Raw genomic sequence first — 24,552 nt, 5'->3', positions numbered from 1 at the left:
CAACCACACCTTGAGGGACGGGCAGGCAGACTTGGCAAAGCGGATTGGGCGATGACGGACTCGCGTATAAAGTGGATTGCCGGGTCGCTGGTCGCGCTCGTGCTTGCCTACGCATGGATCGACGGCGGCGAGGAGCCCTTGCGTCCGATCGCCGAACCGGTCAGCCTGCCGGAAGCAAAGCAATGAAACGTATCGTTTTGTCTGGCGGAGCGGCGGCGCTCGCACTCGTATCGGGGCTTGCGCTGGCGCAGGGCGCGCCGGAATCCATTCTCCCGCCGGGCTTCGACGATCCCGCGCCGGCGCCCAGCCCCACGCCCTCGCCACGCCCCACTGCCGCTGCTCCGGCGAGCCCGTCGGCTCAACCAGGCTCTACGTCCGTACCCGTCGTCCAGCCGGTGCCAGGCACGGGGGCACAAAGCTCGTCGCCCGCGATCGATCTGACTGATGTGGGAGGAAAGTTCCCGACGCTCGAAGAACTCGAGCGGATGTCGACCGACGAACTCGACGAACTGCTCGGCCTGAAGCCGAAAGTGGACATTCCGCCAGGTTCGCGTCGCTCGACGGAACGGATCGGCGTACTGGCCCCGGACGAGGGCGGGTTGCCTGTGTATTCGCTGTCCAACCAGCCGGCCTCGCTAGTCCGGGCCGCTCTTTCGGGCACTACTCAGCCGATGGTCTCGCGCTGGGGCCATATCCTTGTGCGTCGGGCGCTGGCGAGCAGGCTCGAAGCGCCCGCTTCGATGAATGCCGTCGAGTTCGCGGCGCTGCGGATCGCCGCGCTGAATGCGATGGGCGAATTCGCCGTGGCCCGCGCGGTGGCGCAGGATATCGACACTGCGGACTGGACCCCCCAACTCACTTCTGCAGCGCTCGATTCCTACATAGGCACGGCCGACCTCGTCGGTCCGTGCCCGGCGGTTCGCCTTCAGGGCAATCTCCGAGAGGACGGAACCTGGCGGCTGTTCCAGGGAATCTGCAACGCCTACGCCGGCGAAGCCGCCCGGGCGAAAACCGATATCGAACGGGTTCGCTATCGCGGAGAAGCCGCCAACATCGATGCGCTGCTTGCCCAGCGTTTCGCTGGCGCCGCCGGGCAAGGGCGCGGGGCGGTTACCATCGAATGGGACAAGGTCGAAGATATGACCCCGCTTCGCTTCGCCTTGGCGAACGCGGTGGGCGAGCCCATCCCCGACGCACTGATGGAGGATGCTGAGCCCTATTATGCGCGCTCGGCAGCACTGGCACCGATGCTTGCCTTGCCGCAGCGCATCGCGGCATCGGACGTGGCAGCGCGAGAGGGTATCTTGTCTTCCTCCGCGCTCGTCGATCTCTACTCTCAGCTCTACGGCGAACAGGAGGCCGAAGGGCCGGAAGTGAACCGTGCCGCGTCGCTCAGGCAAGCTTACGTGGCACGCGACGCCGCCGCGCGCATGGCCGCCATCCGCGAGCTCTGGGCGCCGGGTGCGGGCGGGGCGATCGATTACGCGAGGCTCGTGCTGACGGCATTCGCTGCCGCGCGCGTTCAACCGAGCGAAGATCTCGAAGACGACGCGGGGACGCTCATCGCATCGATGCTGTCCGCCGGGTTCGAACGCGATGCGCTGCGCTGGGCAGAAGTCGTGCCCTCGGGCAGTCTCGGCTGGGCCCAACTCGTCTTCGCGGCGCCGCGTGCCAGCCAGGAAGTCTCTTCGGGTGCAATCGACGATTTCGTCGGTGACGACGGCAGCCCTGAGCAGCGCAAGTCGCAGTTTCTCGTGGCCGGCTTGGCCGGGCTCGGCCGGATGGATGCGGGTGACGTCGACGGGTATTCGGATGATTTCGGCATGAACCTGGGTGCTGCAACCAAGTGGACCCGCGCCATCGACGCAGCGGCGAATGTCGAGAACCGCGCGCTGGTCGCGCTGCTGGCCGGATTGGGAATGCAAGGCAGCGGATGGGACAAGATGACCCCTCGGCACCTGTATCACATCGTATCGGCCCTCAATCGAGTAGGTTTGACGGCGGAAGCGCGCATGATCGCCGCGGAGGCGGTCGCGCGCGGCTGATGTCCGCATAGCCATGAGCGCGGTCGAGGAATTCCTGGCGATGCTGGCCGCGGAACGCGGCGCAGCGGCGAACACCCTGTCTGCCTACCGCCGCGATCTGGAGGGCGCGGAAGCTGCCATCGGCGACCTCGCAGGGGCCGACGGTGCCGCGCTGGGGCGTCTCGGCACCGTTTGGGCCGATCTTGCGCCCTCCAGCGTTGCCAGGAAGGCGTCCGCGCTGCGGCAGTTTTACGGCTTCCTCGTCGACGAAGGCGTGCGCGGTGATGACCCGTCGAGCGCATTGCCGCGCCCCGCCACGCGGCGTCCGCTGCCCAGGATACTCACTCACTCGGAGATAGAGGACTTCTTCCGGCGCGCCGAAGATGAGGCTCGGTCAAACTTGCCGGCGGCCGTCCGGCTCCTGACGCTCATCGAACTGCTCTATGGCTCCGGCCTGCGGGCGACCGAGCTTGTCTCGCTACCGCTGTCGGCGGTTCCCCGCGATGCGCCGTTCGTAACCGTGACCGGCAAAGGCGGTCTTGCGAGAATGGTCCCGGTCGGCGGCCGCGCGCAGTCGGCCTTGTCGCGGTGGATCGCAATCCGACCCGAAGGCCGGTTCCTCTTTCCCTCGCGCGGCGGCAAGCACCTGACACGGGTCCGCCTGTTCCAGCTGGTCAAGGACCTGGCGGTGAGGGCCGGGATCGCGCCTGAAAAGGTCAGCCCCCATGTGCTTCGCCATGCGTTCGCGACCCACCTCCTCGAGGGCGGGGCGGACCTGCGTGTGTTGCAGACACTGCTCGGCCATGCCGACATCGCGACGACGCAGATTTACACTCATGTGGATTCGGCCCGCTTGGTGGCGTTGGTGAACGAGCGTCACCCGCTTGCGCGCGGCGGCCAGCGCGACTAGCTGCCTGCCGATGCAATCCTACCTCGACTTCGAGAAGCCCGTCGCCCAGCTCGACCGGCGTATTGCCGAGCTTCGATCTGCCGCCGAGGGCGACGAGGTCGATATTTCGGCCGAACTGGCGCGATTGGAAACCAAGAGCACCGAACTTCTTGCCGCCACCTACTCCGCGCTGACCCCGTGGCAGAAAACCCAGGTTGCGCGTCATCCTGCGCGACCGCACTTTCGCGATTACGTCGAGCACGCCTTCGACGAGTTCGTGCCCTTGGGCGGCGACCGGCTGTATGGCGACGATCAGGCGATCATGGGCGGGCTGGCAAAGCTCAACGGTCGCCGCGTGGTGCTGATCGGGCACGAGAAGGGCAACGATACCGAAAGCCGCATCCGGCACAATTTCGGCATGGGCAAGCCCGAGGGATATCGCAAGGCGATCCGCCTGATGGAACTCGCGGGACGATTCGACCTCCCGGTCGTCACTCTCGTCGATACGTCCGGCGCGTTTCCCGGAATCGAGGCCGAGGAGCGCGGTCAGGCCGAGGCGATCGCTCGGTCGACCGAGGCCTGTTTGGCATTGCCGGTTCCCATGGTCGCGGTGATCGTGGGCGAGGGCGGTTCGGGCGGCGCGGTGGCGCTGGCAAGTGCCGAGCGTGTCCTGATGTTCGAACATGCGGTTTATTCCGTAATCAGTCCGGAAGGGTGCGCTTCGATCCTCTGGCGAACCGCCGAAAAAGCTCCCGAGGCCGCAGAGGCGATGAAGGTCACCGCGCAACACCTTGCGCGGCTCGGCGTGATCGACCGGATCGTGCCGGAACCCGTTGGTGGCGCTCACCGCGATCCTCTGGCCGCTTCGAAGGCGCTTGGAGACGCCATTGGCGAAGAACTGGACGCACTGCTGGCGCTCGAACCTGCAACTCTCCGGCGATTGCGCGAGGAAAGATTCCTCTCACTCGGTGCCGAATGATCGTGCCTGTCTGAGGGAACAAAGCGCCCATCAGAGGGGTTCCATCGCGAGAAATCATGAAACCTGCGACGCGGGGTGGATCGTCGCAATCGCCTTGGAGATCACACAATGACCCGAAGCCGCCATTCCGTGCACGTGCACGCTTTGCTTGCCGGCGCTGCCGCGATCTCGCTGGGAGGTTGTTCGACGACCGCGGAGGCTCAGAGCACGGCGACCCAGATCACGCAGGCGGAAGCTCGCCAGGGTGCCGAGGCGCATCCGCAGCTCCTTCAGGAGTTTGGCGGCGCAATGTCCGGGCCCCAGGCTCAGTACGTCGAGCAGGTCGGACAGAATATCGCGGTGCAGTCGAGCCTTTCGAATGCGCGCAACTCGTTCACCGTGTCGTTGCTGAACAGCTCCGTGAACAACGCGTTCGCGATCCCGGGCGGATATATCTACACGACGCGGCAGCTCGTGGGACTGATGAACAATGAGGCGGAACTTGCTGGCGTCCTGGGTCACGAGGTCGGTCACGTTGCCGCGAGGCACTCCCAGCGCCGCCAACAGGCCGCCACGCGCAACTCGATCATCGGGCTTCTCGGATCGGTCCTTACTGGAGCGGTGCTCGGGAACAGCCAGGTCGGCCAGCTTCTGACACAAGGCATTCAGCAGACGTCGCAGATGCTGACTTTGAAGTTCTCCCGTTCGCAGGAAATCGAAGCGGATCGGCTCGGCATCCAGTACCTCCGCAGCGCCGGCTACGATCCACGCGCGATGTCGACCGTGCTGCAGAGCCTCGCAAACCAGAATGCTCTCGACGCGTCGCTGCAGGGACGCAACGATGCCCGACTTCCGGAATGGGCGTCGACGCACCCCGACCCCGCAAGCCGCGTTCGCAACGCCGCCAATCTGGCCGGCGCCGGGACCGGAACGACGAATCGCGACACGTTTTTGACCCGTATCGACGGGTTGATCTATGGTGACGATCCCGCTCAGGGCGTCATCGAAGGGCGGCAGTTCATCCACCCGGACCTGCGACTGTCGTTCACCGCTCCGAGCGGGTTTTACATGGTCAACGGCACGCGGGCCGTGTCGATCAATGGCCAGAGCGGCCAGGCGCAGCTGACGACCGCGCAATTCAACGGTAACCTCGAAACCTATGTGCGGCAGGTCTTTGCCGGCCTCAGCCAGCAGCAGCAGGTCGCGCCGCAATCGCTTCAGCGTACCACCGTCAACGGCTTGCCGGCGACCTACGGAACCGCGCGCGTGAATTCGGGCAACGGTCAGGTCGACGTCGTGGTGTTCGCCTATCAGTTCTCGGCAAACCAGGCGTATCACTTCCTTACGATCAGCCAGGCGGGTCGTTCGGGAGTCTTCTCGCCGATGTTCAATTCGATGCGCCGCATCACCGCGAATGAAGCGGCTCAGGTTATCCCGCGTGTCATCGACGTGGTGACCGTAGGACCCCGGGACACCGTGCAATCGCTCGCCGCCCGGATGGCCTACACCGATGCGCAGGAACAGCGGTTCCGCGTACTCAATGGTTTGTCCTCGGGCCAAGGCGTGACTGCCGGACAGAAGGTGAAGATCGTCGTTCGCGGTCGTTGATTCCGGTCCGATATAAGGTAAGGGCGGCGGGATTGCTCCCGCCGCCCTGACTTTCTCAGATGAGCGCTGGGTTATCCGCCGGCGCCTTCGGCGCTTTCCATCTTGTCGCCGATAGTGGTGAACGTACCGCTGAGGTTGTTACCCAGGCTGGTCATCGCCGTGATGGCGGCAACGGCGATCAGAGCGGCAATGAGGCCGTACTCGATGGCGGTGGCGCCAGCTTCGTCGCGGACGAGATTCTTGATGAACTGCATGTGATGTCTCCTGGTTCAGTCTTCGCTACCCGGCCCTAACCGCACCCAAATTCACGGAAGGGGCTGATCGTAAGAAATACGGGCGGTATGTTGATAATTTCCTAACCGCCGGACTTCAGTCTGATGCTTCGTCCATCTTGTCGGAGACGCCGTTCCACATGGCGATGGACGTGTTCCCGAAATTCTGGATTGCCGCGAGCATGGCGAGGAAGATCAACGCCAAGATCAGGCCGTATTCGACGGCGGTGGCCCCCGAGATGTCGCTGGCAATAGCCTTTAAGAGCTTGCGCATCGGCATTGGTTGTTGTCCGTCGAATACTGTCTGACAGGATGCTTTCTGACCGTCGCGGGTTAAAAAAAGGTTTCCGGGAGCGATCGGCTTGGAAAGAATTCCGACATGGATATCAGTGGTCGCGGGCGCGATTATGAACGGGGAAGGCCATTTGCTCCTTCAGCAGCGGCCCATCGACAAGCAGCATGGAGGTCTCTGGGAATTTCCCGGTGGCAAGGTCGAGCCGGGCGAAACCCCGCGAAATGCGCTGGTTCGAGAGCTTAACGAGGAGTTGACTATTCGCGTCGATCCGGACGCCCTCTTCGCCTGCGGATTTGCGGAAAGCGCGCCTGAGGGAGGGCATCTCGGAATTGTAATTCTCCTTTACACGGTTCCCAGATGGGCCGGCGAGCCCAAGACCGATCACGGTGCCGAACTCGGTTGGTTTCCCTTCGACGAGGCGAGTCGCCTCCCTTTGCCCCCGCTCGACGTCAGCCTCTTGGAGGGACTTCGCGGTCGCATGCGATAGGGTGTTGCCAAGGCTGGCGTGCCTGCCTATGTGGCGCCCTCTCAAGCGCGCCCGTAGCTCAGCTGGATAGAGCACCAGACTACGAATCTGGGGGTCGGACGTTCGAATCGTTCCGGGCGCGCCAATTTACAAGGCCGCCTCCCCGTAAGGGGAGGCGGCCTTGTAAGTTTCCGGCCTTCTGGCGCCAATCGCGCTATTGAAACTCTCGCCAACCTCGCCGGTTCAGCCTAGGCAGGGACAAAATGGCATGGGGGTAAACTTGGCCGGATCGCCATCCAACACCGACGAAATCCAGTACACCGACTATTCGACCGAACCGGGGGTATGGCGTTACGCGCATGCCGATCGCGCCAGCGTGATCGTCGATGCCGAGGACTATTTCGCGCTGATGCAGAAGGCGATGCTCGCCGCTCGGCGCAGGATCATGCTCATCGGGTGGGACTTCGATACCCGCATACATCTGGCTGTGGGGCGTCGCTGGTTCAGCCGGGCCTTTCGCCGTGAACATCCGCGAAGACTGGGAAGCTTCCTCGTCTGGCTGGCCAAGCGACGTGACGGACGGGAGATCCTCATCCTCAAGTGGGGTGTGGGTGTCGTTCAATTCATCACCCGCGGTTACATGATCGTCGACGTTTTGCGGATGGCCTCGAAGAAGGGGATCACATTCAACTTTGACGGCCATCACCCGGTAGGGTGCTCCCACCACCAGAAAATCGCGGTCCTCGACGATCGGCTCGCTGTGTGCGGTGGTATAGACATGACCCAGGACCGCTGGGACACGCGGGAGCACCTGGAGCACGACCGCCGCCGCCGCCGTCCGCACGGGCGCAAGTATGGCCCGTGGCACGATGCGACGATGATGATCGAGGGCGATGCTGCGCGTCACCTGGGTGCGCTGAGCCGCGATCGCTGGCACCGCGCCGGTGGCGACACGCTCGAAGAAGTGCCGATTCCGGAGCGGAGCCTTTGGCCGGAAGAGCTAAAGGTGCAGTTCGAGAACGTCGAGATCGGCATCGCGCGCACGCGCGCCGAATACAAGGACACCAGCGAGATCAGGGAGATCGAGCGTCTGCTGATCGACCAGATCGGCGCGGCGAAGAAGTTCATATATTCGGAGAATCAGTATTTCACGTCGCCGCGGATCGCCGAGGCGATTACCAAGCGCCTGAAGGAAGACGATCCGCCCGAGATCGTCATGGTCCAGCCGGATGCGGCCGACGGTTGGCTCGAGCAACAGGCGATGGATCATGCGCGCAATATCCTGCTGCACGCGATCGAGGAGATCGATCACAAGAAGCGCTTCGCATTGTTCGTACCCTTCACGGGCGAAACGAAGATTTACGTCCACGCCAAACTGACCATCTTCGACGATCAGATCCTGCGGATCGGGTCCGCGAACTGGAACAACCGATCGATGGGGCTGGATAGCGAGTGCGATGTGTTCATCGACTGCAACCGCCCCGGAAACGCACACGCTTGCCACGAGATAGCGGCGCTACGCCATTCGCTTCTGGGCGAACATTGCGGGTTGAAGCCGGAACAGGTTGCCGAAGCGCTCGAACGCGATCCGTCGATGCTGCGCTTCATCGAGCAGCACGGTACCGTGAATGGACGGCAATTGCGCCGCTTCGTCCCGCCCGAGGTCGGTGACGTAGAAGAGAAACTCGCCGGCTCGCAAGTGCTCGATCCGGAGCATCCGGACGAAATGTTCGAACCGTTTGCCAAGGGCGGATTGTTCAAGCAGGGCAGCCGAATCAACCGCGCATGGACAAGGGTCCGCCACAGGAGGACGAAAGCGTCATGAATAGCCTCGTCGGCCCCGAAGAGCTGGATGCTCGCGGAAAACGCCTGGTTCCCGACCACGTCCAGGCCGCGGTCCGTACGCTTATCGAATGGGCTGGCGACGATCCGACGCGCGAAGGATTGCTGGACACCCCATCGCGCGTCGCGCGCGCATGGAAAGAATATTGCGTCGGGTATGAAGAGGATCCGTCGATCCATCTAAGCCGCGTGTTCGAGGAAGTCGGCGGATACAACGAGATCGTCCTCCTCAAGGATATCCCGTTCCAGAGCCACTGCGAGCACCACATGGCGCCCATCATCGGAAAGGCGGCAATCGCCTATCTCCCTACCGACCGGGTCGTGGGGATCAGCAAGCTCGCCCGTGTCCTCCACGGTTTCGCGCGCAGGCTGCAGGTCCAGGAGCGCCTGACCGCAGAAGTGGCGGACTGCATCTGGGAGCATCTCAAGCCGCAGGGCGTCGCGGTCGTGATCGAGGCGTCGCATTCGTGCATGACCGCACGCGGGGTGCGTACTCCCGGCGTCGGGATGATCACGAGCCGGATGATGGGGACGTTCCTCGACGATCCACGCAGCCGTGAGGAAGTCCTCAAGTTGATGGGATACTGATCAGCTACTCAGCCCAGCAATCGTCGGAATAGACAAGCCAAGGGCGGCAAGCGTCTGCACGCTGCCGCCCTTATGCCGTATGGATTGCCGGTCGGTCAGCTACTAGAGCTGACCAAGCAGATGCTCCGCGCTCGACACCGAGAAATCGCCCGGTGCCTCGACGTTGAGTTCCTTGACCACGCCGTCCTCGACGATGGCGGACCAGCGCTGACCGCGCTTGCCAAGGCCGAAGCCCGACATGTCTGCGGTAAGGCCCATCGCGTCGGCGAATTCGCCGTTCCCGTCGGCCAGCATCGTGATGTCGCCCGATCCGGCAGCCTTGTTCCAAGCGCCCATTACGAACGGGTCGTTCACCGCGGTGGCGACGATTTCGTCGACGCCCTTGGCTTTCAGGTCGTCGGCCTTTTCCACGTATCCGGGCAGGTGACGCGCCGAGCAGGTCGGCGTGAAGGCACCGGGGACCGAGAAGATCGCGACCTTCTTGCCAGCGAAATAATCGGCACTCTGCACCGCTTCGGGTCCTGCCTCGGTCGCCTTGACCAGCTTAACGTCGGGCAACTTGTCGCCAACCTTGATCGCCATTTCGAATGTTCCCTTGATTATGAGCGGTACGTCCGCTGGCCGAGATAGCGCGTGAGATTGCGGGTGCAAGGGAAGGGCCGGGCTGCATTGCCGATTCAGCGCACCTTCGAGCCTTCGAACCTGGCATTCGGCCACCATGCGATCCAGCGGCAGCAATTGCGAAGCGGGATCAGGCGAGACATATAAAGGAAGCTTTATATTTGCTTTTGAGCGTTCCCGCAGGTAGGGGCGCGGCCATTCCGAGATTCTGGAGAATACCCGTGGCAACCACCGCCGACACCCTGACCCGCGATTACGTCATCAAGGACATCAGCCTGGCCGATTTCGGCCGCGACGAGATCGCGATCGCCGAAACCGAGATGCCCGGCCTGATGGCGCTGCGCGAAGAGTACGGCGCGTCGCAGCCGCTAAAGGGCGCGCGGATCACCGGTTCGCTGCACATGACGATCCAGACGGCAGTTCTGATGGAAACGCTGATCGCGCTCGGCGCTGAACTGCGCTGGGCAACCTGCAACATCTATTCGACGCAGGACCACGCGGCGGCGGCCATGGCGGCAGCCGGCATCCCGACTTTCGCCATCAAGGGTGAAAGCCTTGCCGATTACTGGGACTATGTCGGTCGCATCTTCGACTGGACCAGCGAAGCCGATCAGGACCGCACCTGCAACTTGATCCTCGACGACGGCGGCGATGCCACGATGTTCGCGCTCTGGGGCGCGCGCGTCGAGGCCGGGGAAGATCTGTTCGAGCCTTCGAACGCCGAGGAAATCGAGTTCGTACGCGCGCTCAAGGCTTTCCTGAAGGCCAAGCCCGGTTACCTCACCGCCACCGTAAAGGCGATCAAGGGTGTGTCGGAAGAAACGACCACCGGCGTTCATCGCCTTTATGCCCTCGCCAAGCAGGGCAAGCTGCCGTTCCCCGCGATCAACGTGAACGACAGCGTGACCAAGTCGAAGTTCGACAACCTCTACGGCTGCAAGGAATCGCTGGTCGACGCGATCCGCCGCGCCACTGACGTGATGCTGGCCGGCAAGGTCGCTTGCGTTGCCGGCTTCGGCGACGTGGGCAAGGGCAGCGCCGACTCGCTCCGCAACGGCGGTGCGCGCGTGATGGTGACCGAAATTGACCCGATCTGCGCGCTGCAGGCGGCGATGGAAGGCTATGAAGTCGTGACGATGGAAGAGGCCGTGAAGCGTGCCGACATCTTCGTCACCGCGACCGGCAACGAAGACGTCATCACCGCCGAGCACATGAAGGCGATGAAGAACATGGCCATCGTGTGCAACATCGGTCACTTCGACAGCGAAATCCAGATCAGCGCGCTCGACAATTACGACTGGAAGGAAATCAAGCCGGGCACCGACCTGGTGACCTTCCCCGATGGAAAGCAGATCCTTATTCTCGCCAAGGGCCGCCTGGTGAACCTCGGCTGCGCTACCGGACACCCGAGCTTCGTGATGAGCGCAAGCTTCACCAACCAGACGCTGGCGCAGATTGAACTGTTCACCAAGAGCGACCAGTACAAGAACGACGTCTACGTCCTGCCCAAGCACCTCGACGAAAAGGTCGCGGCGCTGCACCTCGACAAGCTGGGCGTGATGCTGACCCAGCTCAGCAAGCGGCAGGCCGACTATATCGGCGTTCCGGTCGAAGGCCCTTACAAGCCCGATCATTACCGCTACTGATTCGACACCCAAACACGTTGCATAGTGCGGTCAGCCCGCATAGCTGACCGCACATGCAACTGTCCGCTACCGCGCTCGCGCTCCTCGGCGTCCTGCTGGCCGCCTGGGTCGCGGGCGCAGCGTGGATGATGATCGCCGCCAGCGGTAAAGCGCGCCGCGCCGAGGCGACTCGCAAGGCCGCCCGGCGGATGGTGCGGATGATCGATGAATCGCCGGCGATCCCCGTGATCGTCCGCGTCGACGGACGGATCGAAGCGAGCGAGCGACTGGCCGGCTGGCTCGGCCTGCCGAAGCTCCCGCAATATCTCAGCGAACTCGACGGGGGGGCGGGCGGCAAGGGCCTATCGGCAGACCAGCTTGCCGAACTCACTGCGCAGGTGGCGCGCACCCAGAAGACAGCCGCGCCTTTTCGCATGGCGCTCACCCCGCCCGGTTCGCAACGTAGCCTGGCGGTGCGCGGCGTGCTGGCGGACCCGCAGGTCTCGCCCGGCGGTGCAGCGCTACTTTGGATATTCGATTTTTCCGAAAGCCAGAACGAACTGTCGCGCCTGCGTGCCGAAGCCGCGCGCGCCAAGGGCGATTTCGCCGCGCTGGTCGGCCTGATCGAGGCTGCTCCGCTGCCGATGTGGTTCCGGGGTCCCGACGCCCGGCTGAAGCTCGTAAACAAGGCCTATGTCGATGCAGTCGGGGGCGACAGTGCGGAGGCGGTGGTCGAGGCGCAGGTCGAACTAATCGAACCGGTAGACGGGCTGACGGCCGCGCAGATCGCTGCTCAGGCCGCGCAGGCGAAGTCGCCGGTCGAACGGATCGTCGCCGCCACGATCAAGGGAGAACGCCGCTCGCTGCGGGTAAGCGACCTGCCGCTGGGTGACGAAGGGGTCGCGGGCTACGCGGTCGATATCGAGGAAATGGAGGAGCAGGCGCGCGCGTTCCGCGCCTTCCGCGATGCCCAGCGGGAAATGCTCGATCGACTGTCGGTGGGCGTCGCCCAGTTCGGTTCGGATCGACGGTTGCTGTCCGCGAACGAACCCTTTCGGCGTATCTTCGCAATGCGGCCGGGAGCCACCGAAGGTATCGAATTCGAGCGGCTGCTTCGCGAGTCGCGCGAAGCCGGGCGCACGCCCGAGGTTCGCGACTTTCCGGCCTGGCGCAGCGAGCGGACCGACTGGTTCGTGGCCGACGACGCGATCGAGGAGGCGTGGCCTCTCAGCGACGGCACGCACCTGCGCGTGGTGGCCCAGCCGATGCCCGACGGCGGGCTTGCGATGATTGCGGAGGACCGTACCGAAAGTCTCGCGCTGTCGGCAACACGGGACACCTTGTTGCGGACCCGAACTGCCACGTTCGACAGTCTGTTCGAAGCTCTCGCCGTGTTCGCCCCGGACGGGCACATGCAGCTCTGGAACCGGCGCTTCGCCGGTGCGTGGGGACTTGAGCAGGAGGCTTTCGAAGGCCATCCCACCGCGGACGAGATTGTCGAGACGATCGCGCCCCAGCTTGCCAATCCCAAGCAAGCCAAGGCGATCGGCGACGTAGTCCGCGGAGCGACGCTGGATCGCGCGCAGACCGGGGGCAGGGTGTCGCTTGCCGATGGGCGAACGCTGGAAATCGCCGGCGTTCCGCTGCCCGATGGGAACGGGTTGCTTACCGTGCTCGACATCAGCGACTCGCAGAACGCCGAAGATGCCCTGCGCGAGCGCGCGCAGGCGCTCGAAGCGGCCGACGAGGTGAAGACTCGGTTCCTCGCCAACATGAGCTACGAATTCCGCGTGCCACTCACTTCGATCGGCGGCTTTGCCGAACTGCTGGAAGCAGGCGTGGCGGGCGAGTTGAGTCCGCAGGCGAAGGACTACGTGGGAGCCATCATTGAGGCTGTCCACCGACTCACCGACCAGGTCGAGAACGTGCTCGACCTGTCGCAGAGCGAAGCAGGCCTCTTGCCATTGGCGAAGGAAAAGCTCGACCTGCTGCCGTTCGTCACCCAGATCGTGCGCGAGCGCGAGGCCGCGATCGTTTCTGCCGGTCTGAGCCTCGATTTGCGTGGTGGTGGCACCTCGAAGGTAGATGCCGATCCGCGGCAACTCGGGCGAGCCCTGGGTCACCTGCTCGACAATGCGATTGCTGCTACTCCCGAGGGGGGCAAGATCCTGGTCGACCTGTCGCGGAAGAAAGACGGCGTGCGCATCGTCGTGTCGGACAACGGTCGTGGGATGGGCAAGGGCGAACTCCGCCGGGCGCTCGAAGGGCTGACGATCGGCAAGGACGGAAAGCCCGAGCGGCGCCAGGGCCTTGGAATCCCTCTCGTCCGACAGCTGGTCGAAGCCCATGGGGGCACGTTGGAGATCGTATCGCGCCGGGGCGAGGGGACCTTCGCGACGATTCACCTTCCGTGAGGATCGAATTGCCCGATCTCGGCGCGATGGACGCGCTGGGTGCAAGTATCGCCGCCCGGTTGCGCGCGGGCGACGTAGTCGCTCTGACGGGCGGCCTCGGTGCCGGGAAGACGACCCTTGCCAGGGCGATCATTGCGGCGCTCGGGCATGGCGGCGAGGTTCCGTCGCCAACGTTCACGATCCTCGAAACCTACGACGCTCTCGACCCCCCATTGGTCCACGCGGATTTCTACCGCCTGAAGACCCCCGCCGAGGTCGAGGAACTGGGGCTCGACGACTACCGGGAAGGCGCCGCATTGCTGGCCGAGTGGCCGGACCACGCAGGCGGCTTCGCGCATGAGACACAGTGCCTCGGAATCACGTTGGAAACTATGGGCAACGGCCGCCTGGCGATTGTCGATCCGGGTCCGGATTGGCTAGGGCGCATGCCATGAATTCGCTGCCAGATGGCTTGACCGACTTTCTCGCGCGATCCGGTTGGGCCGGCGCTGCGATCTATCCCATTCCCGGGGACGCGTCGTTCAGGCGCTACTTCAGGGTGCAACATGGCGGTCGCAAGGCGATGCTCATGCATGCGCCCCCGCCGCACGAGGACCCGGGACCATTCCTGCACGTCGCAGACTGGTTAATGACGAACGAGCTGCGCGCGCCCGAGATATTTGCTGCGGACCGGGGAGAGGGCTGGGTCCTGCTCGAAGACTTCGGCGACGACCGGATGCGCGACTGGCTCGATGCGAACCCCGACGGCGAACTGGGCGCCTACGCCACCGCGATCGACACCCTTGCCGAGCTTCATGCGCGCGATCCGGGCCCGTTCGCGCCGTATGACATGGACGCTTATCGGCGCGAGGTCGCGCTGCTGACCGAATGGTATTGCCCCGCCGCCGGCCTCGACGTCGACGAAGCGTCCTATTTCGCAGCCTGGAAAGAAGTCCTCGCGCCCGTGCTGTCCCGCCAGAATCCGGGCGTTACCGTGCTGCGAGATTATCATGCGGAAAACATCATGCTGCTGGCAGAAGGGGCGCAGGGGCTGATCGACTTTCAGGACGCGCTCGTAGGCCACCCGGCATACGATCTGGTCAGCCTGTTGCAGGACGCGCGGCGCGACGTCTCGATCGAACTGGAACGGGCCATGCTCGACCGATATCAGTCGAAAGTCGATGCCGGCGAGGACTTCGAGGCCGACTACGCCCGGCTCGGCGCGCAGCGGAATGCGAAAATCGTCGGTATCTTCGCCCGGCTTCACAAGCGCGACCGGAAACCGCGCTATCTCGACATGATCCCGCGTGTCTGGACGGCGATGGAGCGCGATCTTGCCCATCCGGCGCTGGCGCCGGTGGCAGCCTGGTTCGATGCCAACATCCCGGCAGACCTGAGGCGCCAGGGCGGAGGGTCGATCGCTTGACCGGACTTGCCAGCGATACGGCAATGGTCATGGCTGCCGGCCTCGGCAAGCGGATGCGCCCACTGACCGCGACCCAACCCAAGCCGATGGTGCGCGTCGCCGGAAAGCCCCTGATCGATCATTCTCTGGACCGCCTCGCAGAGGCGGGTGTGGCAAAAGCGGTGGTCAACGTCCACTACATGTCGGAGCCGCTTATCGCGCACCTGGCGCTGCGCGATAGACCGTCGGTTACGGTCTCCGACGAACGCGACCTTTTGCTCGAAACGGGCGGGGGCATGGTGAAGGCGCACCGGGCCGACCTGCTACCTGACCCGTTTTTCTGCCTGAATTCCGACAATATCTGGCTCGACGGACCGCAAAACGCGTTCGCCGACCTGTCGGCGCGGTGGAACCCGGACGAAATGGACGCATTGCTGCTGGTCGTCAGCCATGCGCGCGCGGTGAACTTTCGCGGGGCTGGCGACTTCCACATGGACGCAGTCGGCAGGCTGAGCCGGCGAAAGCCGGGGCGGATCGCGCCGTTCATCTACACCGGCATCCAGATCGTTTCGCACGGACTGCTAGGCGATGCGCCCGATGGCCCCTTCGGCACGATGACCCTGTGGGAGCGGGCGATGCAACAGGGGCGTCTGTTCGGCACGAGCTTCACCGGATTGTGGTTCGAAGTTGGCACACCGCAGGCGATCAAGCCCACCGAGGAGGCGCTGACGGGTGGGTGAGGGCAACCCATGAGCGGGGTCGCACCGCAGGTCTATTCGATCGCCGCACATCGCGGCTTTGCGGATGCGCTCGTTGCGGGACTGATCCCGCGCTATTCCGAACCCGAGATCGGACTTGCCCGGCTGACGCTGCTTCTCCCATCGACGCGTGCCGCGCGCACGCTTCAGGAAGCGTTTGTCCGCGTCAGCAATGGCGGCCTGCTCATGCCGCGGATGGCGGTCGTCGGCGATCTCGATCTCGACGAGACGCTGGGTGCATTGCTCGACCCGCTTGGCAACGCCGACATTCCTCCGGCCGTCGACCCTACACGGCGGTGGCTTCGCCTCGCCGAGATTCTGCGAGAGGAGATGGGCGACACGGCACCGCGCGGACCTGCCCTCCTGCGCCTGGCACGCGAGACTGCGCGCACGATGGACCGCATGCTGGTGGAAGACATCGGCCCGGAGGAATTGCTGAAGGATCGCGTACTCGATCTGGTCGGGGACATGGCGGAGCATTGGCGCGCCGCGCTACAGCGCTTTGCACGAGTCCAGCAGCGCTGGCTTGCGGAACTCAATGCCGCGGGCCTGCTCGACGCGTCTGCGCGGCGCAACCGCCTGTTCGAACATGCTGCCCGCCGGTGGGAAGCCGATCCACCATCCACACCGATCGTGGCAGCGGGGGTTACTTCGGCGGCCCCGGCATTGGCGGATCTCCTCAAGGTGGTGAGTCAGCTTCCGGGTGGAGCGGTCGTCCTGCCGGATCTCGACCTGTCGATGGCAGACGATGTCTGGGACGAACTCGGCGCAGCGGGTGCGGGCGAAAATCCGGGCGATCCACCTTTCGGGGCGGGCGATGCGGTGACGCATCCGCAATACCATCTCAAGCTGCTGCTCAACCGGATGGGTGTAAACCGTGCCGAGGTGCAGCAGTGGCACCGCGCTGGGATAGGCAAGGGCCCGCCGGAGCGCAGCCACGCGATTTCCTCGCTGTTTCTTCCGCCGCGAGCAAGCCGGGCGTGGGTCGATCTTCCTGCCGACAAGCGGCGCCTGTCGGGCGTGCGCATCATGCAAAGTGCGAACCTCGAAGCGGAAGCCCAGGCGATTGCCTTGCTCATTCGCGAGGCTGTGGAGGTTCCCGAGAAGCGGGTGGCGCTGGTCACGCCAGATCGCGGCTTGGCCCAACGTGTCGTGCAGCATCTTGCACGATGGAACCTTGCGGCCGACGATACCGCCGGTCGGCCGCTCTCCGAAACGACCGCCGGCCGGTTCTTCCTGCAGCTTGCCGAGCTTGCGGGAGAGACGGCGGCACCGGTGCCGCTGGTCGCCGCGCTCGGAAATCCGCTGGTGCGCGCGGGCGAGGATCGAGCAAGTTGGCTCGGCGGCCTTCGGACTTTCGAAAAGGAACTTCGCGGTCCGCGGCCAGCCCCCGGGCTGGCGCCACTGGGCGCAATTGCGGCACGCGCGCGGGTATCGGACTGGTGGCGCGACGCGGCGGATATTCTCGAACCGTTAGTGGGCCAGGACCTGCTGCCACTCGCCGATTGGCTCGACCGACTGTCTCTTGCTGGAGAAGCGCTTGCAGGTCAGGAGGTGTGGAGCCGCGAGGACGGGCGCGCACTGGCTGCGTTCGTCGAAGACCTGCGCTTTCACGCACGCGATGTCGGCACCGTACTGGACGCAGAAGACCTCCATGCGGTTCTGCGCGATGCGATGGAGCCGATCGCAGTGCGGCCCTCCTATGGCGGCCACCCGCGCGTGGCGATCTACGGCCTGATCGAATCGCGCATGGCGCGGGCCGACCTGGTGATCGCAGCCGGGCTCAACGAAGGTACCTGGCCCGCGCGCCCGGCGACCGATCCCTTGCTCGCCCCCGCGGTCTTGCGCGCGTTAGGCGTACCGGGCGCGGATTTCCGGATAGGTCTCTCGGCGCACGATCTTGCGGCGGTGCTGGGTGCGCCCGAGGTCGTGCTCAGCCGTTCCCGCCGCGACGAACGCGGACCCGCCATCGCGTCGCGCTTCCTGCTGAGGGTGCAGGCCTTGCTGGGAGAGCTGGGCGCGGCCCACAGGGAGGAGGCGGCGCCCAAGTTTGCCGCCTCGCTGGATCGCACTGCCCCTTCCGAACCCTATCCGCGGCCCGAACCCAGGCCAAACGCAGAGCAACGCAAGGTCGCATTGTCGGTGACCGGACTCGACCGACTGCGGGCCGATCCCTATCAATTCTACGCTTCCAGCATTCTTCGTCTGCAAGAGCTCGACGGCCTCGACGCTGATCCCAGCCCGGCATGGCAGGGAGAGCTTGCCCACGCGATCCTGGAGGAATGGCACAAGTCTGGACGCCCCCTGTCGGACATAGCGACCGAAAAGCTGGCGGACATGAATCCCCATCCGCTTACCCGTGCGTTGTGGCGGCCGCGATTGCTCAAGGCGCTGGAATGGGTCGCTGAAACGATCGCCGAAGAACCGGAAAGAAAGACCGCTCTTGTCGAAGCGATGGGCGAAATGGTCCGGCGCGGGGTCACGCTCAAGGGGCGGATCGACCGCCTCGACGAATTGCCCGACGGGACGTTCGCGGTGGTCGACTACAAGACCGGCAAGCCGCCGGGTCGCAGCCAGGTCGCCGCCGGATACGCCTTGCAGCTCGGCACCCTGGGCTTGATGCTCGAAGGCGGCGCATTCGGATCGGTTCGGGGTACTGCAAGCGCCTTCGAATACTGGTCGCTCGCCAGGCATGGCGACGGATTCGGCTATGTCGCGCATCCGTACGTGACGAATTCGCGGCAGAAGGGGCTGTCGATCGAGGAGTTCATCCCGCGCACGCGGGAATGGCTGGACGAGGCGCTCGACTCGTGGATTCTCGGCGATGAGCCTTTCAAGGCGCGGCTCAATCCGGATGCCCCCGGTTACGCCACCTACGACCAGCTCATGCGGCTCGACGAGTGGGTCCGGCGCGAGGACGATCCGTCATGAGCGGTAAGGTTTTTCCGCTCACCCCGGATCAGGCAAGTGCCGTGGTCCCAAGCCGCAGCGTCTGGCTTTCCGCGTCGGCCGGGACGGGCAAGACGCAGGTCCTTTCGGCACGGGTCCTGCGGCTGCTGCTGAGGCCCAATGTCGTACCGGGGCAGATCCTGTGCCTGACGTTCACCAAGGCGGGCGCGGCGGAAATGGCCGAGCGGGTCAACTCCGTCCTCGCGCGGTGGGTCAGGCTGGAGGAAACGAAGCTAGCGCGCGAGCTGATCGCCATCGGTGCGCCGGCGGATCGCGACACGATCGACCGGGCGCGCACACTGTTCGCCAGCGTGCTCGACTGTCCGGGGGGTGGGCTCAGGATCGATACCATCCATGCGTTCTCGCAGTGGCTGCTGGCGGCGTTTCCCGATGAGGCCGACCTTGTGCCCGGTACCCGCCCGATGGAAGATCGGGATCGCGAAGTGCTGGCTCACAAAGTGCTGGCAGCGATGGTTGCGGAGGCCGAACAGCTTGGGGACGCAGCCGTCCTTCGTCCGCTCGAGATGCTCAGCGAGCGGATGGGCCCGTCCGAGGTTCCGGGATGGCTGATGCGCTGCGCGGAGGCACGCGATCTGTGGTTCGGCCCGGGAAGCTGGCAGCCGCCGATGCGCGACCGCGTACTTGGGCTCCTCGGCCTCCCCGCCGACGCGGACGAAGACAGCCTGGCCGAATTATGTGCGGACGGGGTCTTTGACTGCGCTGCTCTGGAAAGCGTGCGCATTGCGAACGCCAGTTGGGGCACGGCAACAGCGCTGAAGTCGCTCGACGCGATCGCGGACTTTCTCGGCGCGAGCGGAATGGGGCGGGTGTCGGCTGCCGTTCCTTTGGAGGCTGCGCTGTTCACACAGAAGGGCGATCCGCGGTCGCTCGCCAGCCTCGAGAAGCACGATCCCGATTACGCCATCCACGCTATTGCGGTGGCAGAGTCGCTCGGGCGATTGCGCGAACGGCGGGCGCTACTCGCGCTAGCTGCGCTCATCGCGCCCGCACTCGAAATCGGGAGGAAATTCGCGCTTGCGTGGGAGGAGGCGAAGACGCGCGAAGGGCTGATCGACTTCGACGACCAGATCCGGCGCGCTGCGGCGCTCCTTTCGCGATCGGACATATCGGACTGGATCCGATACAAGCTCGACCGCCGGTTCGATCACGTCCTCGTCGACGAAGCGCAGGATACCAATCGTGCGCAGTGGGATATCGTGCGCGCGATCACGGACGACTTCTTCTCAGGCGAGGGTCAGCGCGAAGGGGTTCAGCGCACGCTGTTCGTCGTGGGCGATTACAAGCAGGCGATCTTCGGGTTTCAGGGGACCAGCCCGAAGAACTTCGCGGCGGCTCGGCAATATTACGCAGATCTCATCGATTCGCTCGCCAGAGGAGAACCATCGGTCGAGCCATTGCTCCCGCTCGGACTGGGCCGGTCCTACCGCACGTCGCAGCCGGTGCTCAATTTCGTCGACGCCGCGATCTCTGCGATCGGGCAAGAGGCGTTCGGCATCGGGGCGGGCGAAATCGTCGAACGGCATGTGGGTTACGACCGTCCCGGCCTCGTCACCTTGTGGCGGCCCATCAGCGCGCGCGGTGACGACGAGGACGACGAGGGGCCGGAGGATTGGCTGTCCGAGCCGGAGCGCGCGATGGCCAATCGGATCGCCGACCAGGTTGCGGCATGGTTGAAACGTGGGTTCCCGCTCGAAAAGGATGGCGGCCGCAACGCCTTGCCCGGCGATATCATGATACTCGTCCGCAAGCGTCGCGAGCTTGCGGGACTCATCGTTGCGCGTTTGCACGCAGCCGGTGTGCCCGTGGCGGGCGTCGACCGCTTGCGCCTCGGCGCGCCGCTGGGTGTGAAGGACCTGATGGCCGCGTTGCGCTTTGCCGCCCAGCCGCTCGACGACCTGAGCCTGGCGAACCTGCTCGTCAGCCCATTGATGGGTTGGACGCAGGATGATCTGCTTCAGCATGGGTTTCGCGGGCAAAAGCGGCTTTGGGATCATATCCGCAGCGGCACGGCCCCGCTTCAGCAAGCCACGGCCGACAAGCTGAGAGACCTGTTGCGCATCGCGGATTACGACCCCCCCCAGGCCATGTTGCGCTGGATTCTGGTCGGGCCTTGGCAGGGTCGGAAAGGACTCGTCAGCCGGCTCGGGCCGGAGGTTAACGATCCGGTCGACGAGCTTCTGAACGCGGCGTCCGCCTACGCGTCGACTTCGACGGCCAGTCTTGCGGGTTTCATCGCTTGGTTCGATAGCGGCGACGGCGAATTGAAGCGCGAAAGCGAGGGCGGGGGCGGCCTGGTCAGGGTCATGACCGTGCACGGATCGAAGGGCCTGCAGGCGCCGATCGTCATCTTGGCCGACGCCGCGGGAAACCCCGACACGTCGCGCGTCCGCGGCATTTCCCTGACGGAGAGTTTGCCGGGCGGGAGCGCATTCAAGGTTCCGCTGCCTGCATTGCGCAAGGAAGAGCGCGCCGGCCCGGTCCTGGAGGCGGAGGCTGCCGCCAAGGCCGCGGAGCGTGAGGAGCACTGGCGCCTGCTTTACGTCGCGATGACGCGTGCCGAAGAGGCTTTGTTCATCGGCGGCGCCCTGGGCAAGCGAGAGACCGAACCGGCCGCCGACTCGTGGTACGCACGCCTTGCAGCGTTGATGGATGGCGAAGCGCTTGACGATCCGATCTGGGGGATGCGCAAGGAATGGGGGTCGCTACGGCCAGTGGTTTTCGAAGCCACTCCCTCCCAAGACGATATCGGCATCCCGCTTCCTCGATGGGCGACGTCACCGGTCGGCCCGGAGCCGCGACCCCCGCGTCCGCTCGCGCCCTCGGCCGCCGGTGCCGAACGGGGCAGCGATCCGCCACTTCCGCCTGACGCGATCCGGATCGCCGCCCGCAGGGGCGTAATCGTCCACCGCCTTCTCGAGCGCCTGCCCGATGTACCCGCACAGGAACGATCGGATGCGGCGCGCAGGTGGCTCGCCCGCCAGGCACCCGATCTGGACGAGGCCGACCGCGAGGAGATGGCTGCGAGCGCGATCGCCGTGCTCGATGAACCGGATTTTGCCCATGTCTTTGCTCCCGGCGCGCTGGCCGAGGTGCCTCTGGCGGCCACGGTCGGTGGTCAGGTCATCGCCGGCACCGCCGACCGCCTGCTGGTCGAACCGCACCGGATTACCGTGGTCGATTTCAAGACCGCGCGTCGCCCACCTGCCTCGTTGGCGGAGGTCTCCGAAGCTACTTTGCGGCAGATGGCGGCCTACGGAGCGGCAATCGGCGCGATCTATCCGGGACGGGAAGTGCGCGCTGCGCTGCTCTATACGCAGGTTCCGCGGCTGATAGAGGTGCCGTCCGCCATGCTGGACGATCGCAAGGCGCTCTTGTCGGGAAAATCGGAAAGCTTTCCGCCCGCGCCCGTTGAGTGAACGGCGCGAGTACCTAGATTGATGCCCGAAACAGGAGATACCCCATGCCGACCATCGCCGTTACCGACGCCAGCTTCAAATCCGACGTGCTAGACAGCGACAAGCCCGTGCTCGTCGATTTCTGGGCCGAATGGTGCGGACCGTGCAAGATGATCGGCCCCGCGCTCGAGGAAATCGCCGACGAACTGGCCGACAAGGTGACCATCGCCAAGATGGACATCATGGAGAATACTGGCGTCCCGGGCGAGATCGGCGTCCAGTCGATCCCCCTGATGGTGCTGTTCAAGAACGGCAAGCCCGTGGCACAGAAGCTAGGGGCCGCTCCCAAGAGCCAGCTGAAGGGCTGGCTCGAAGGCGAACTTTAAAGCTTAGCGTACAGCGCCGCGAGCCCGTCCCACAACGACGGGCTTGCGGCGCCGATCATTCCGGTCCGCTCGATTTCGTCGACACGGTACGCTGAGCCGTCCGGTCGGCACACCTTGCCGCCTGCTTCGTTGAGGAAGAGCACCCCCGCGGCGTGATCCCACGCCAGCGTGCGTTCGAAGAACGATACGTCGTTTTCGCCGAGCACGAGGCGCGGATACTGTTCGGCGGCACAACGCGGCGTTTCGACGACGCGATAATGCGGTGCGACATGGCTGTTCACCGACTCCCGGCGCGCCTCGTCGAGGAAAATGACCGAAATTGCTGCGACGGGTGGCTCGCTGCCGGTAGGGCGCGCCACAATCCGCCCCCCGTTCACGAACGCGCCTTCACCGCGTCGGGCATGGCAGAACCGGTCCTTTACGGGATCGTAAATCCAGCCTGCGATCGCTTCCCCGCCGTCGGCCAGCGCAACCATGATGCCGAAGGGCGTGCGTCCGTGCGCGTAGTTATGTGTGCCGTCGATCGGGTCGACGATCCAGCAGGGACCGGAGAGGCGATCGAGCACGGACGAATCCGCGTGCGCCGCTTCCTCGCCGACGATCGGCACGTCCGGAGCCAGCTTGGCCAGCGCCTCCGCCAGGAATTCCTCAGCCTCGCGATCGGCGATGGTGACGAGCTCGTTCTGGGACTTCTCGATCACGTCTTCCGTCGCGAGATTGCGCCAGCGCGGCATGATCGTGCGCTCGGACACGAAGCGCATCAACGCCAGCATCTCGTCGTCGAGCGCGCTCACGTCAGGAACGGTAGTCGGCGTTGATCGAGATGTAACCGTGTGTCAGGTCGCAGGTCCAGACGGTCGCCCGGCCGTCACCGATCCCCAGGTCGATTTCGATCCGGACCTCGCGTCCCTTGAGGTGCGTAGCGACCGGCGCCTCGTCGTAATCGGCGAGAGGCTGTCCGTCCCGCGCTGCCCATGTACCGCCGAAACCGATCGAAAGAGTGTCGCGGTCGGCTGGCTCACCCGCCTTGCCCACCGCCATAACAACGCGGCCCCAGTTGGCATCCTCGCCCGCGATGGCTGTCTTGACCAAAGGCGAATTGGCGACGGCAAGACCGATCCGGCGCGCACTTTCGTCGCTTTTCGCCCCCGTCACCGCAATCTCGATGAATTTCTGCGCACCTTCGCCGTCGCGCACGACGAGCTGGGCCAACTGACGGCAGACATCGTGCAATGCAGCGGCAAAAGCGTCCGCGCCGAGATCGTCGAACGACGCGAGCGGCGCATTGCGGGCGTTGCCCGTCGCGAAGGCGAGAACCGTGTCGCTGGTCGAGGTGTCGCCATCCACGGTGATGCAATTGAAGGTGTCGTCGCTTGCCGCACTAAGCAGGCGCTGCAGGAAGGCCGGATCGACGGCGGCGTCGGTGAAGACGTAGCCGAGCATCGTCGCCATGTCGGGCGCGATCATTCCGCTTCCCTTGACGATGCCGACAAGCGTCACCTTGGTATCGCCGATCATGGCTGTCGCCACCGCACCCTTCGAGAATGTGTCGGTGGTACCGATGGTTGCGGCGGCTTCCTCCCACGAACATTCAGGTGCCACGAACACCGCGTCGAGCCCCGCGCGCGCCTTGTCCTTGGGCAGGGGAACGCCGATCACCCCGGTGGACGACACGAATACGTCGCTCGGCTCGCAGCCCAGATGTGCGGCGACCTGGCCCATGATCGCCTCGACCGCCTCGCGTCCCCGATAGCCGGTGAATGCGTTCGAATTGCCCGCGTTGACGACCAGTGCCCGCGCGCGGCCGAGCACGACCTGCTCGCGGCCGAGCTCCACCTCGGTGGAGCAGCAGACGTTCCGCGTGAACACACCAGCTACGCTGGTGCCTTCTGCCAATTCGACAAAGGTGAGGTCGCAGCGACCCCAGTCCTTGTACCCTGCGCGAGCGACGCGCGGAGTCACCCCGGCCACCATCGGGGCGCTCGGAAAGGGAAGGGCGAGGGGAGAGGTGTCCATGGATTCCCCTCTAGCCAGTGTTGTCTTATCGGCAAGTGGGG

The 24,552-nt window shown here is 64.8% G+C and carries 21 protein-coding genes and 1 tRNA gene; 17 read left to right on the top strand and 5 right to left on the bottom strand.

Annotation, left to right across the window (positions count from 1 at the left end):
- Positions 1 to 51: 51 nt before the first annotated feature.
- From AR323_RS15255 to AR323_RS05530, 5 genes are all read left to right on the top strand, one after another.
- Entirely contained in the window at positions 52 to 186 is a 135-nt protein-coding gene (locus tag AR323_RS15255) for a hypothetical protein (protein ID WP_268810495.1), read from the top strand.
- Positions 183 to 2,045 carry a hypothetical protein gene (locus tag AR323_RS05545; RefSeq protein ID WP_057882947.1) on the top strand — a complete coding sequence of 621 codons (1,863 nt, stop codon included), beginning with the start codon at positions 183 to 185 and terminating at the stop codon, positions 2,043 to 2,045. Before AR323_RS15255 ends, AR323_RS05545 begins: the two co-directional genes overlap by 4 nt.
- A 13-nt stretch (positions 2,046 to 2,058) precedes the next feature.
- Entirely contained in the window at positions 2,059 to 2,934 is an 876-nt protein-coding gene (locus AR323_RS05540; RefSeq protein WP_057882946.1) for a tyrosine recombinase, read from the top strand.
- Positions 2,935 to 2,944: 10 nt separating this feature from the next.
- A complete protein-coding gene (locus tag AR323_RS05535; RefSeq protein ID WP_057882945.1) occupies positions 2,945 to 3,892 on the top strand; it encodes an acetyl-CoA carboxylase carboxyltransferase subunit alpha in 948 nt (315 codons plus the stop codon).
- 108 nt (positions 3,893 to 4,000) lie between these two features.
- The gene (locus AR323_RS05530; RefSeq protein ID WP_057882944.1) at positions 4,001 to 5,479 is read left to right on the top strand and encodes a M48 family metalloprotease; all 1,479 of its coding nucleotides are present in this window, start codon (positions 4,001 to 4,003) and stop codon (positions 5,477 to 5,479) included.
- A 71-nt stretch (positions 5,480 to 5,550) separates the two neighbouring features.
- On the opposite strand, the gene AR323_RS05525 is transcribed toward AR323_RS05530, so the two are convergent.
- On the bottom strand, positions 5,551 to 5,733 hold the full coding sequence (locus tag AR323_RS05525) for a Flp family type IVb pilin (protein WP_057882943.1): 183 nt from the start codon (positions 5,731 to 5,733) through the stop codon (positions 5,551 to 5,553).
- A gap of 115 nt (positions 5,734 to 5,848) precedes the next feature.
- Positions 5,849 to 6,031 (bottom strand): Flp family type IVb pilin, encoded by a 183-nt coding sequence (locus AR323_RS05520; RefSeq protein ID WP_057882942.1) that lies wholly within the window; start codon positions 6,029 to 6,031, stop codon positions 5,849 to 5,851.
- 127 nt (positions 6,032 to 6,158) lie between these two features.
- On the opposite strand from AR323_RS05520, the gene AR323_RS14320 reads away from it, so the two are divergent.
- From AR323_RS14320 to folE, 4 genes are all read left to right on the top strand, one after another.
- Positions 6,159 to 6,533, top strand: a complete 375-nt coding sequence (locus AR323_RS14320) for a (deoxy)nucleoside triphosphate pyrophosphohydrolase (protein WP_235510483.1) — start codon at positions 6,159 to 6,161, stop codon at positions 6,531 to 6,533.
- 47 nt (positions 6,534 to 6,580) lie between these two features.
- A tRNA-Arg gene (locus AR323_RS05515) sits at positions 6,581 to 6,657 on the top strand.
- 123 nt (positions 6,658 to 6,780) lie between these two features.
- The gene (locus AR323_RS05510; RefSeq protein ID WP_057882941.1) at positions 6,781 to 8,337 is read left to right on the top strand and encodes a phospholipase D-like domain-containing protein; all 1,557 of its coding nucleotides are present in this window, start codon (positions 6,781 to 6,783) and stop codon (positions 8,335 to 8,337) included.
- Complete coding sequence (gene folE / locus AR323_RS05505; RefSeq protein WP_057883190.1) at positions 8,334 to 8,942, top strand: GTP cyclohydrolase I FolE; 609 nt, start codon at positions 8,334 to 8,336, stop codon at positions 8,940 to 8,942. The genes AR323_RS05510 and folE overlap by 4 nt, the downstream gene beginning before the upstream one ends.
- A gap of 102 nt (positions 8,943 to 9,044) precedes the next feature.
- On the opposite strand, the gene AR323_RS05500 is transcribed toward folE, so the two are convergent.
- Complete coding sequence (locus tag AR323_RS05500) at positions 9,045 to 9,524, bottom strand: peroxiredoxin (protein WP_057882940.1); 480 nt, start codon at positions 9,522 to 9,524, stop codon at positions 9,045 to 9,047.
- A gap of 260 nt (positions 9,525 to 9,784) precedes the next feature.
- On the opposite strand from AR323_RS05500, the gene ahcY reads away from it, so the two are divergent.
- Genes ahcY through trxA form a run of 8 tightly spaced genes read left to right on the top strand, consistent with a single transcriptional unit; the run spans position 9,785 to position 22,495 of the window.
- Complete coding sequence (gene ahcY, locus AR323_RS05495; protein ID WP_083495254.1) at positions 9,785 to 11,209, top strand: adenosylhomocysteinase; 1,425 nt, start codon at positions 9,785 to 9,787, stop codon at positions 11,207 to 11,209.
- Positions 11,210 to 11,262: 53 nt separating this feature from the next.
- Positions 11,263 to 13,602 (top strand): PAS domain-containing sensor histidine kinase, encoded by a 2,340-nt coding sequence (locus tag AR323_RS05490; protein ID WP_057882939.1) that lies wholly within the window; start codon positions 11,263 to 11,265, stop codon positions 13,600 to 13,602.
- On the top strand, positions 13,599 to 14,036 hold the full coding sequence (gene tsaE, locus AR323_RS05485) for a tRNA (adenosine(37)-N6)-threonylcarbamoyltransferase complex ATPase subunit type 1 TsaE (RefSeq protein ID WP_057882938.1): 438 nt from the start codon (positions 13,599 to 13,601) through the stop codon (positions 14,034 to 14,036). Before AR323_RS05490 ends, tsaE begins: the two co-directional genes overlap by 4 nt.
- The gene (locus AR323_RS05480) at positions 14,033 to 15,007 is read left to right on the top strand and encodes an aminoglycoside phosphotransferase family protein (protein WP_057882937.1); all 975 of its coding nucleotides are present in this window, start codon (positions 14,033 to 14,035) and stop codon (positions 15,005 to 15,007) included. The genes tsaE and AR323_RS05480 overlap by 4 nt, the downstream gene beginning before the upstream one ends.
- Positions 15,004 to 15,726, top strand: a complete 723-nt coding sequence (locus tag AR323_RS05475) for a nucleotidyltransferase family protein (RefSeq protein ID WP_057882936.1) — start codon at positions 15,004 to 15,006, stop codon at positions 15,724 to 15,726. The genes AR323_RS05480 and AR323_RS05475 overlap by 4 nt, the downstream gene beginning before the upstream one ends.
- Before the next feature lie 9 nt (positions 15,727 to 15,735).
- The gene (gene addB, locus AR323_RS05470) at positions 15,736 to 18,675 is read left to right on the top strand and encodes a double-strand break repair protein AddB (protein WP_057882935.1); all 2,940 of its coding nucleotides are present in this window, start codon (positions 15,736 to 15,738) and stop codon (positions 18,673 to 18,675) included.
- Complete coding sequence (gene addA, locus AR323_RS05465) at positions 18,672 to 22,130, top strand: double-strand break repair helicase AddA (RefSeq protein WP_057882934.1); 3,459 nt, start codon at positions 18,672 to 18,674, stop codon at positions 22,128 to 22,130. The genes addB and addA overlap by 4 nt, the downstream gene beginning before the upstream one ends.
- Positions 22,131 to 22,174: 44 nt before the next feature.
- A complete protein-coding gene (gene trxA / locus AR323_RS05460) occupies positions 22,175 to 22,495 on the top strand; it encodes a thioredoxin (RefSeq protein ID WP_057882933.1) in 321 nt (106 codons plus the stop codon).
- Here the strand turns inward: trxA and AR323_RS05455 are convergent.
- Together AR323_RS05455 and argJ are read right to left on the bottom strand one after the other, a co-directional pair.
- Entirely contained in the window at positions 22,492 to 23,268 is a 777-nt protein-coding gene (locus AR323_RS05455; protein WP_057883188.1) for an inositol monophosphatase family protein, read from the bottom strand. The two genes, trxA and AR323_RS05455, sit on opposite strands and share 4 nt — an antisense overlap.
- A 22-nt stretch (positions 23,269 to 23,290) precedes the next feature.
- On the bottom strand, positions 23,291 to 24,511 hold the full coding sequence (gene argJ / locus AR323_RS05450; RefSeq protein WP_057882932.1) for a bifunctional glutamate N-acetyltransferase/amino-acid acetyltransferase ArgJ: 1,221 nt from the start codon (positions 24,509 to 24,511) through the stop codon (positions 23,291 to 23,293).
- Between the last annotated feature and the right edge of the window lie 41 nt (positions 24,512 to 24,552).

The organism is Tsuneonella troitsensis (assembly GCF_001441535.1).
GTDB lineage: Bacteria > Pseudomonadota > Alphaproteobacteria > Sphingomonadales > Sphingomonadaceae > Tsuneonella > Tsuneonella troitsensis.
The sequence above is the reverse complement of the archived record's forward strand: the minus strand, read 5'-3'. Positions and strand labels throughout refer to the sequence as shown.

Bases quoted from the DNA above. Each gene is read 5' to 3' on its own strand.
- AR323_RS05530 (WP_057882944.1), top strand. From the start codon at position 4,001: ATGACCCGAAGCCGCCATTCCGTGCACGTGCACGCTTTGCTTGCCGGC.
- AR323_RS05455 (WP_057883188.1), bottom strand. From the start codon at position 23,268: ATGCTGGCGTTGATGCGCTTCGTGTCCGAGCGCACGATCATGCCGCGC.
- addB (WP_057882935.1), top strand. From the start codon at position 15,736: ATGAGCGGGGTCGCACCGCAGGTCTATTCGATCGCCGCACATCGCGGC.
- AR323_RS05535 (WP_057882945.1), top strand. From the start codon at position 2,945: ATGCAATCCTACCTCGACTTCGAGAAGCCCGTCGCCCAGCTCGACCGG.
- AR323_RS14320 (WP_235510483.1), top strand. From the start codon at position 6,159: ATGAACGGGGAAGGCCATTTGCTCCTTCAGCAGCGGCCCATCGACAAG.
- AR323_RS05490 (WP_057882939.1), top strand. From the start codon at position 11,263: ATGCAACTGTCCGCTACCGCGCTCGCGCTCCTCGGCGTCCTGCTGGCC.
- AR323_RS05525 (WP_057882943.1), bottom strand. From the start codon at position 5,733: ATGCAGTTCATCAAGAATCTCGTCCGCGACGAAGCTGGCGCCACCGCC.
- trxA (WP_057882933.1), top strand. From the start codon at position 22,175: ATGCCGACCATCGCCGTTACCGACGCCAGCTTCAAATCCGACGTGCTA.
- AR323_RS05545 (WP_057882947.1), top strand. From the start codon at position 183: ATGAAACGTATCGTTTTGTCTGGCGGAGCGGCGGCGCTCGCACTCGTA.
- AR323_RS05540 (WP_057882946.1), top strand. From the start codon at position 2,059: ATGAGCGCGGTCGAGGAATTCCTGGCGATGCTGGCCGCGGAACGCGGC.
- argJ (WP_057882932.1), bottom strand. From the start codon at position 24,511: ATGGACACCTCTCCCCTCGCCCTTCCCTTTCCGAGCGCCCCGATGGTG.
- addA (WP_057882934.1), top strand. From the start codon at position 18,672: ATGAGCGGTAAGGTTTTTCCGCTCACCCCGGATCAGGCAAGTGCCGTG.
- AR323_RS05480 (WP_057882937.1), top strand. From the start codon at position 14,033: ATGAATTCGCTGCCAGATGGCTTGACCGACTTTCTCGCGCGATCCGGT.
- AR323_RS05500 (WP_057882940.1), bottom strand. From the start codon at position 9,524: ATGGCGATCAAGGTTGGCGACAAGTTGCCCGACGTTAAGCTGGTCAAG.
- AR323_RS05510 (WP_057882941.1), top strand. From the start codon at position 6,781: ATGGGGGTAAACTTGGCCGGATCGCCATCCAACACCGACGAAATCCAG.
- AR323_RS05520 (WP_057882942.1), bottom strand. From the start codon at position 6,031: ATGCCGATGCGCAAGCTCTTAAAGGCTATTGCCAGCGACATCTCGGGG.
- AR323_RS15255 (WP_268810495.1), top strand. From the start codon at position 52: ATGACGGACTCGCGTATAAAGTGGATTGCCGGGTCGCTGGTCGCGCTC.
- folE (WP_057883190.1), top strand. From the start codon at position 8,334: ATGAATAGCCTCGTCGGCCCCGAAGAGCTGGATGCTCGCGGAAAACGC.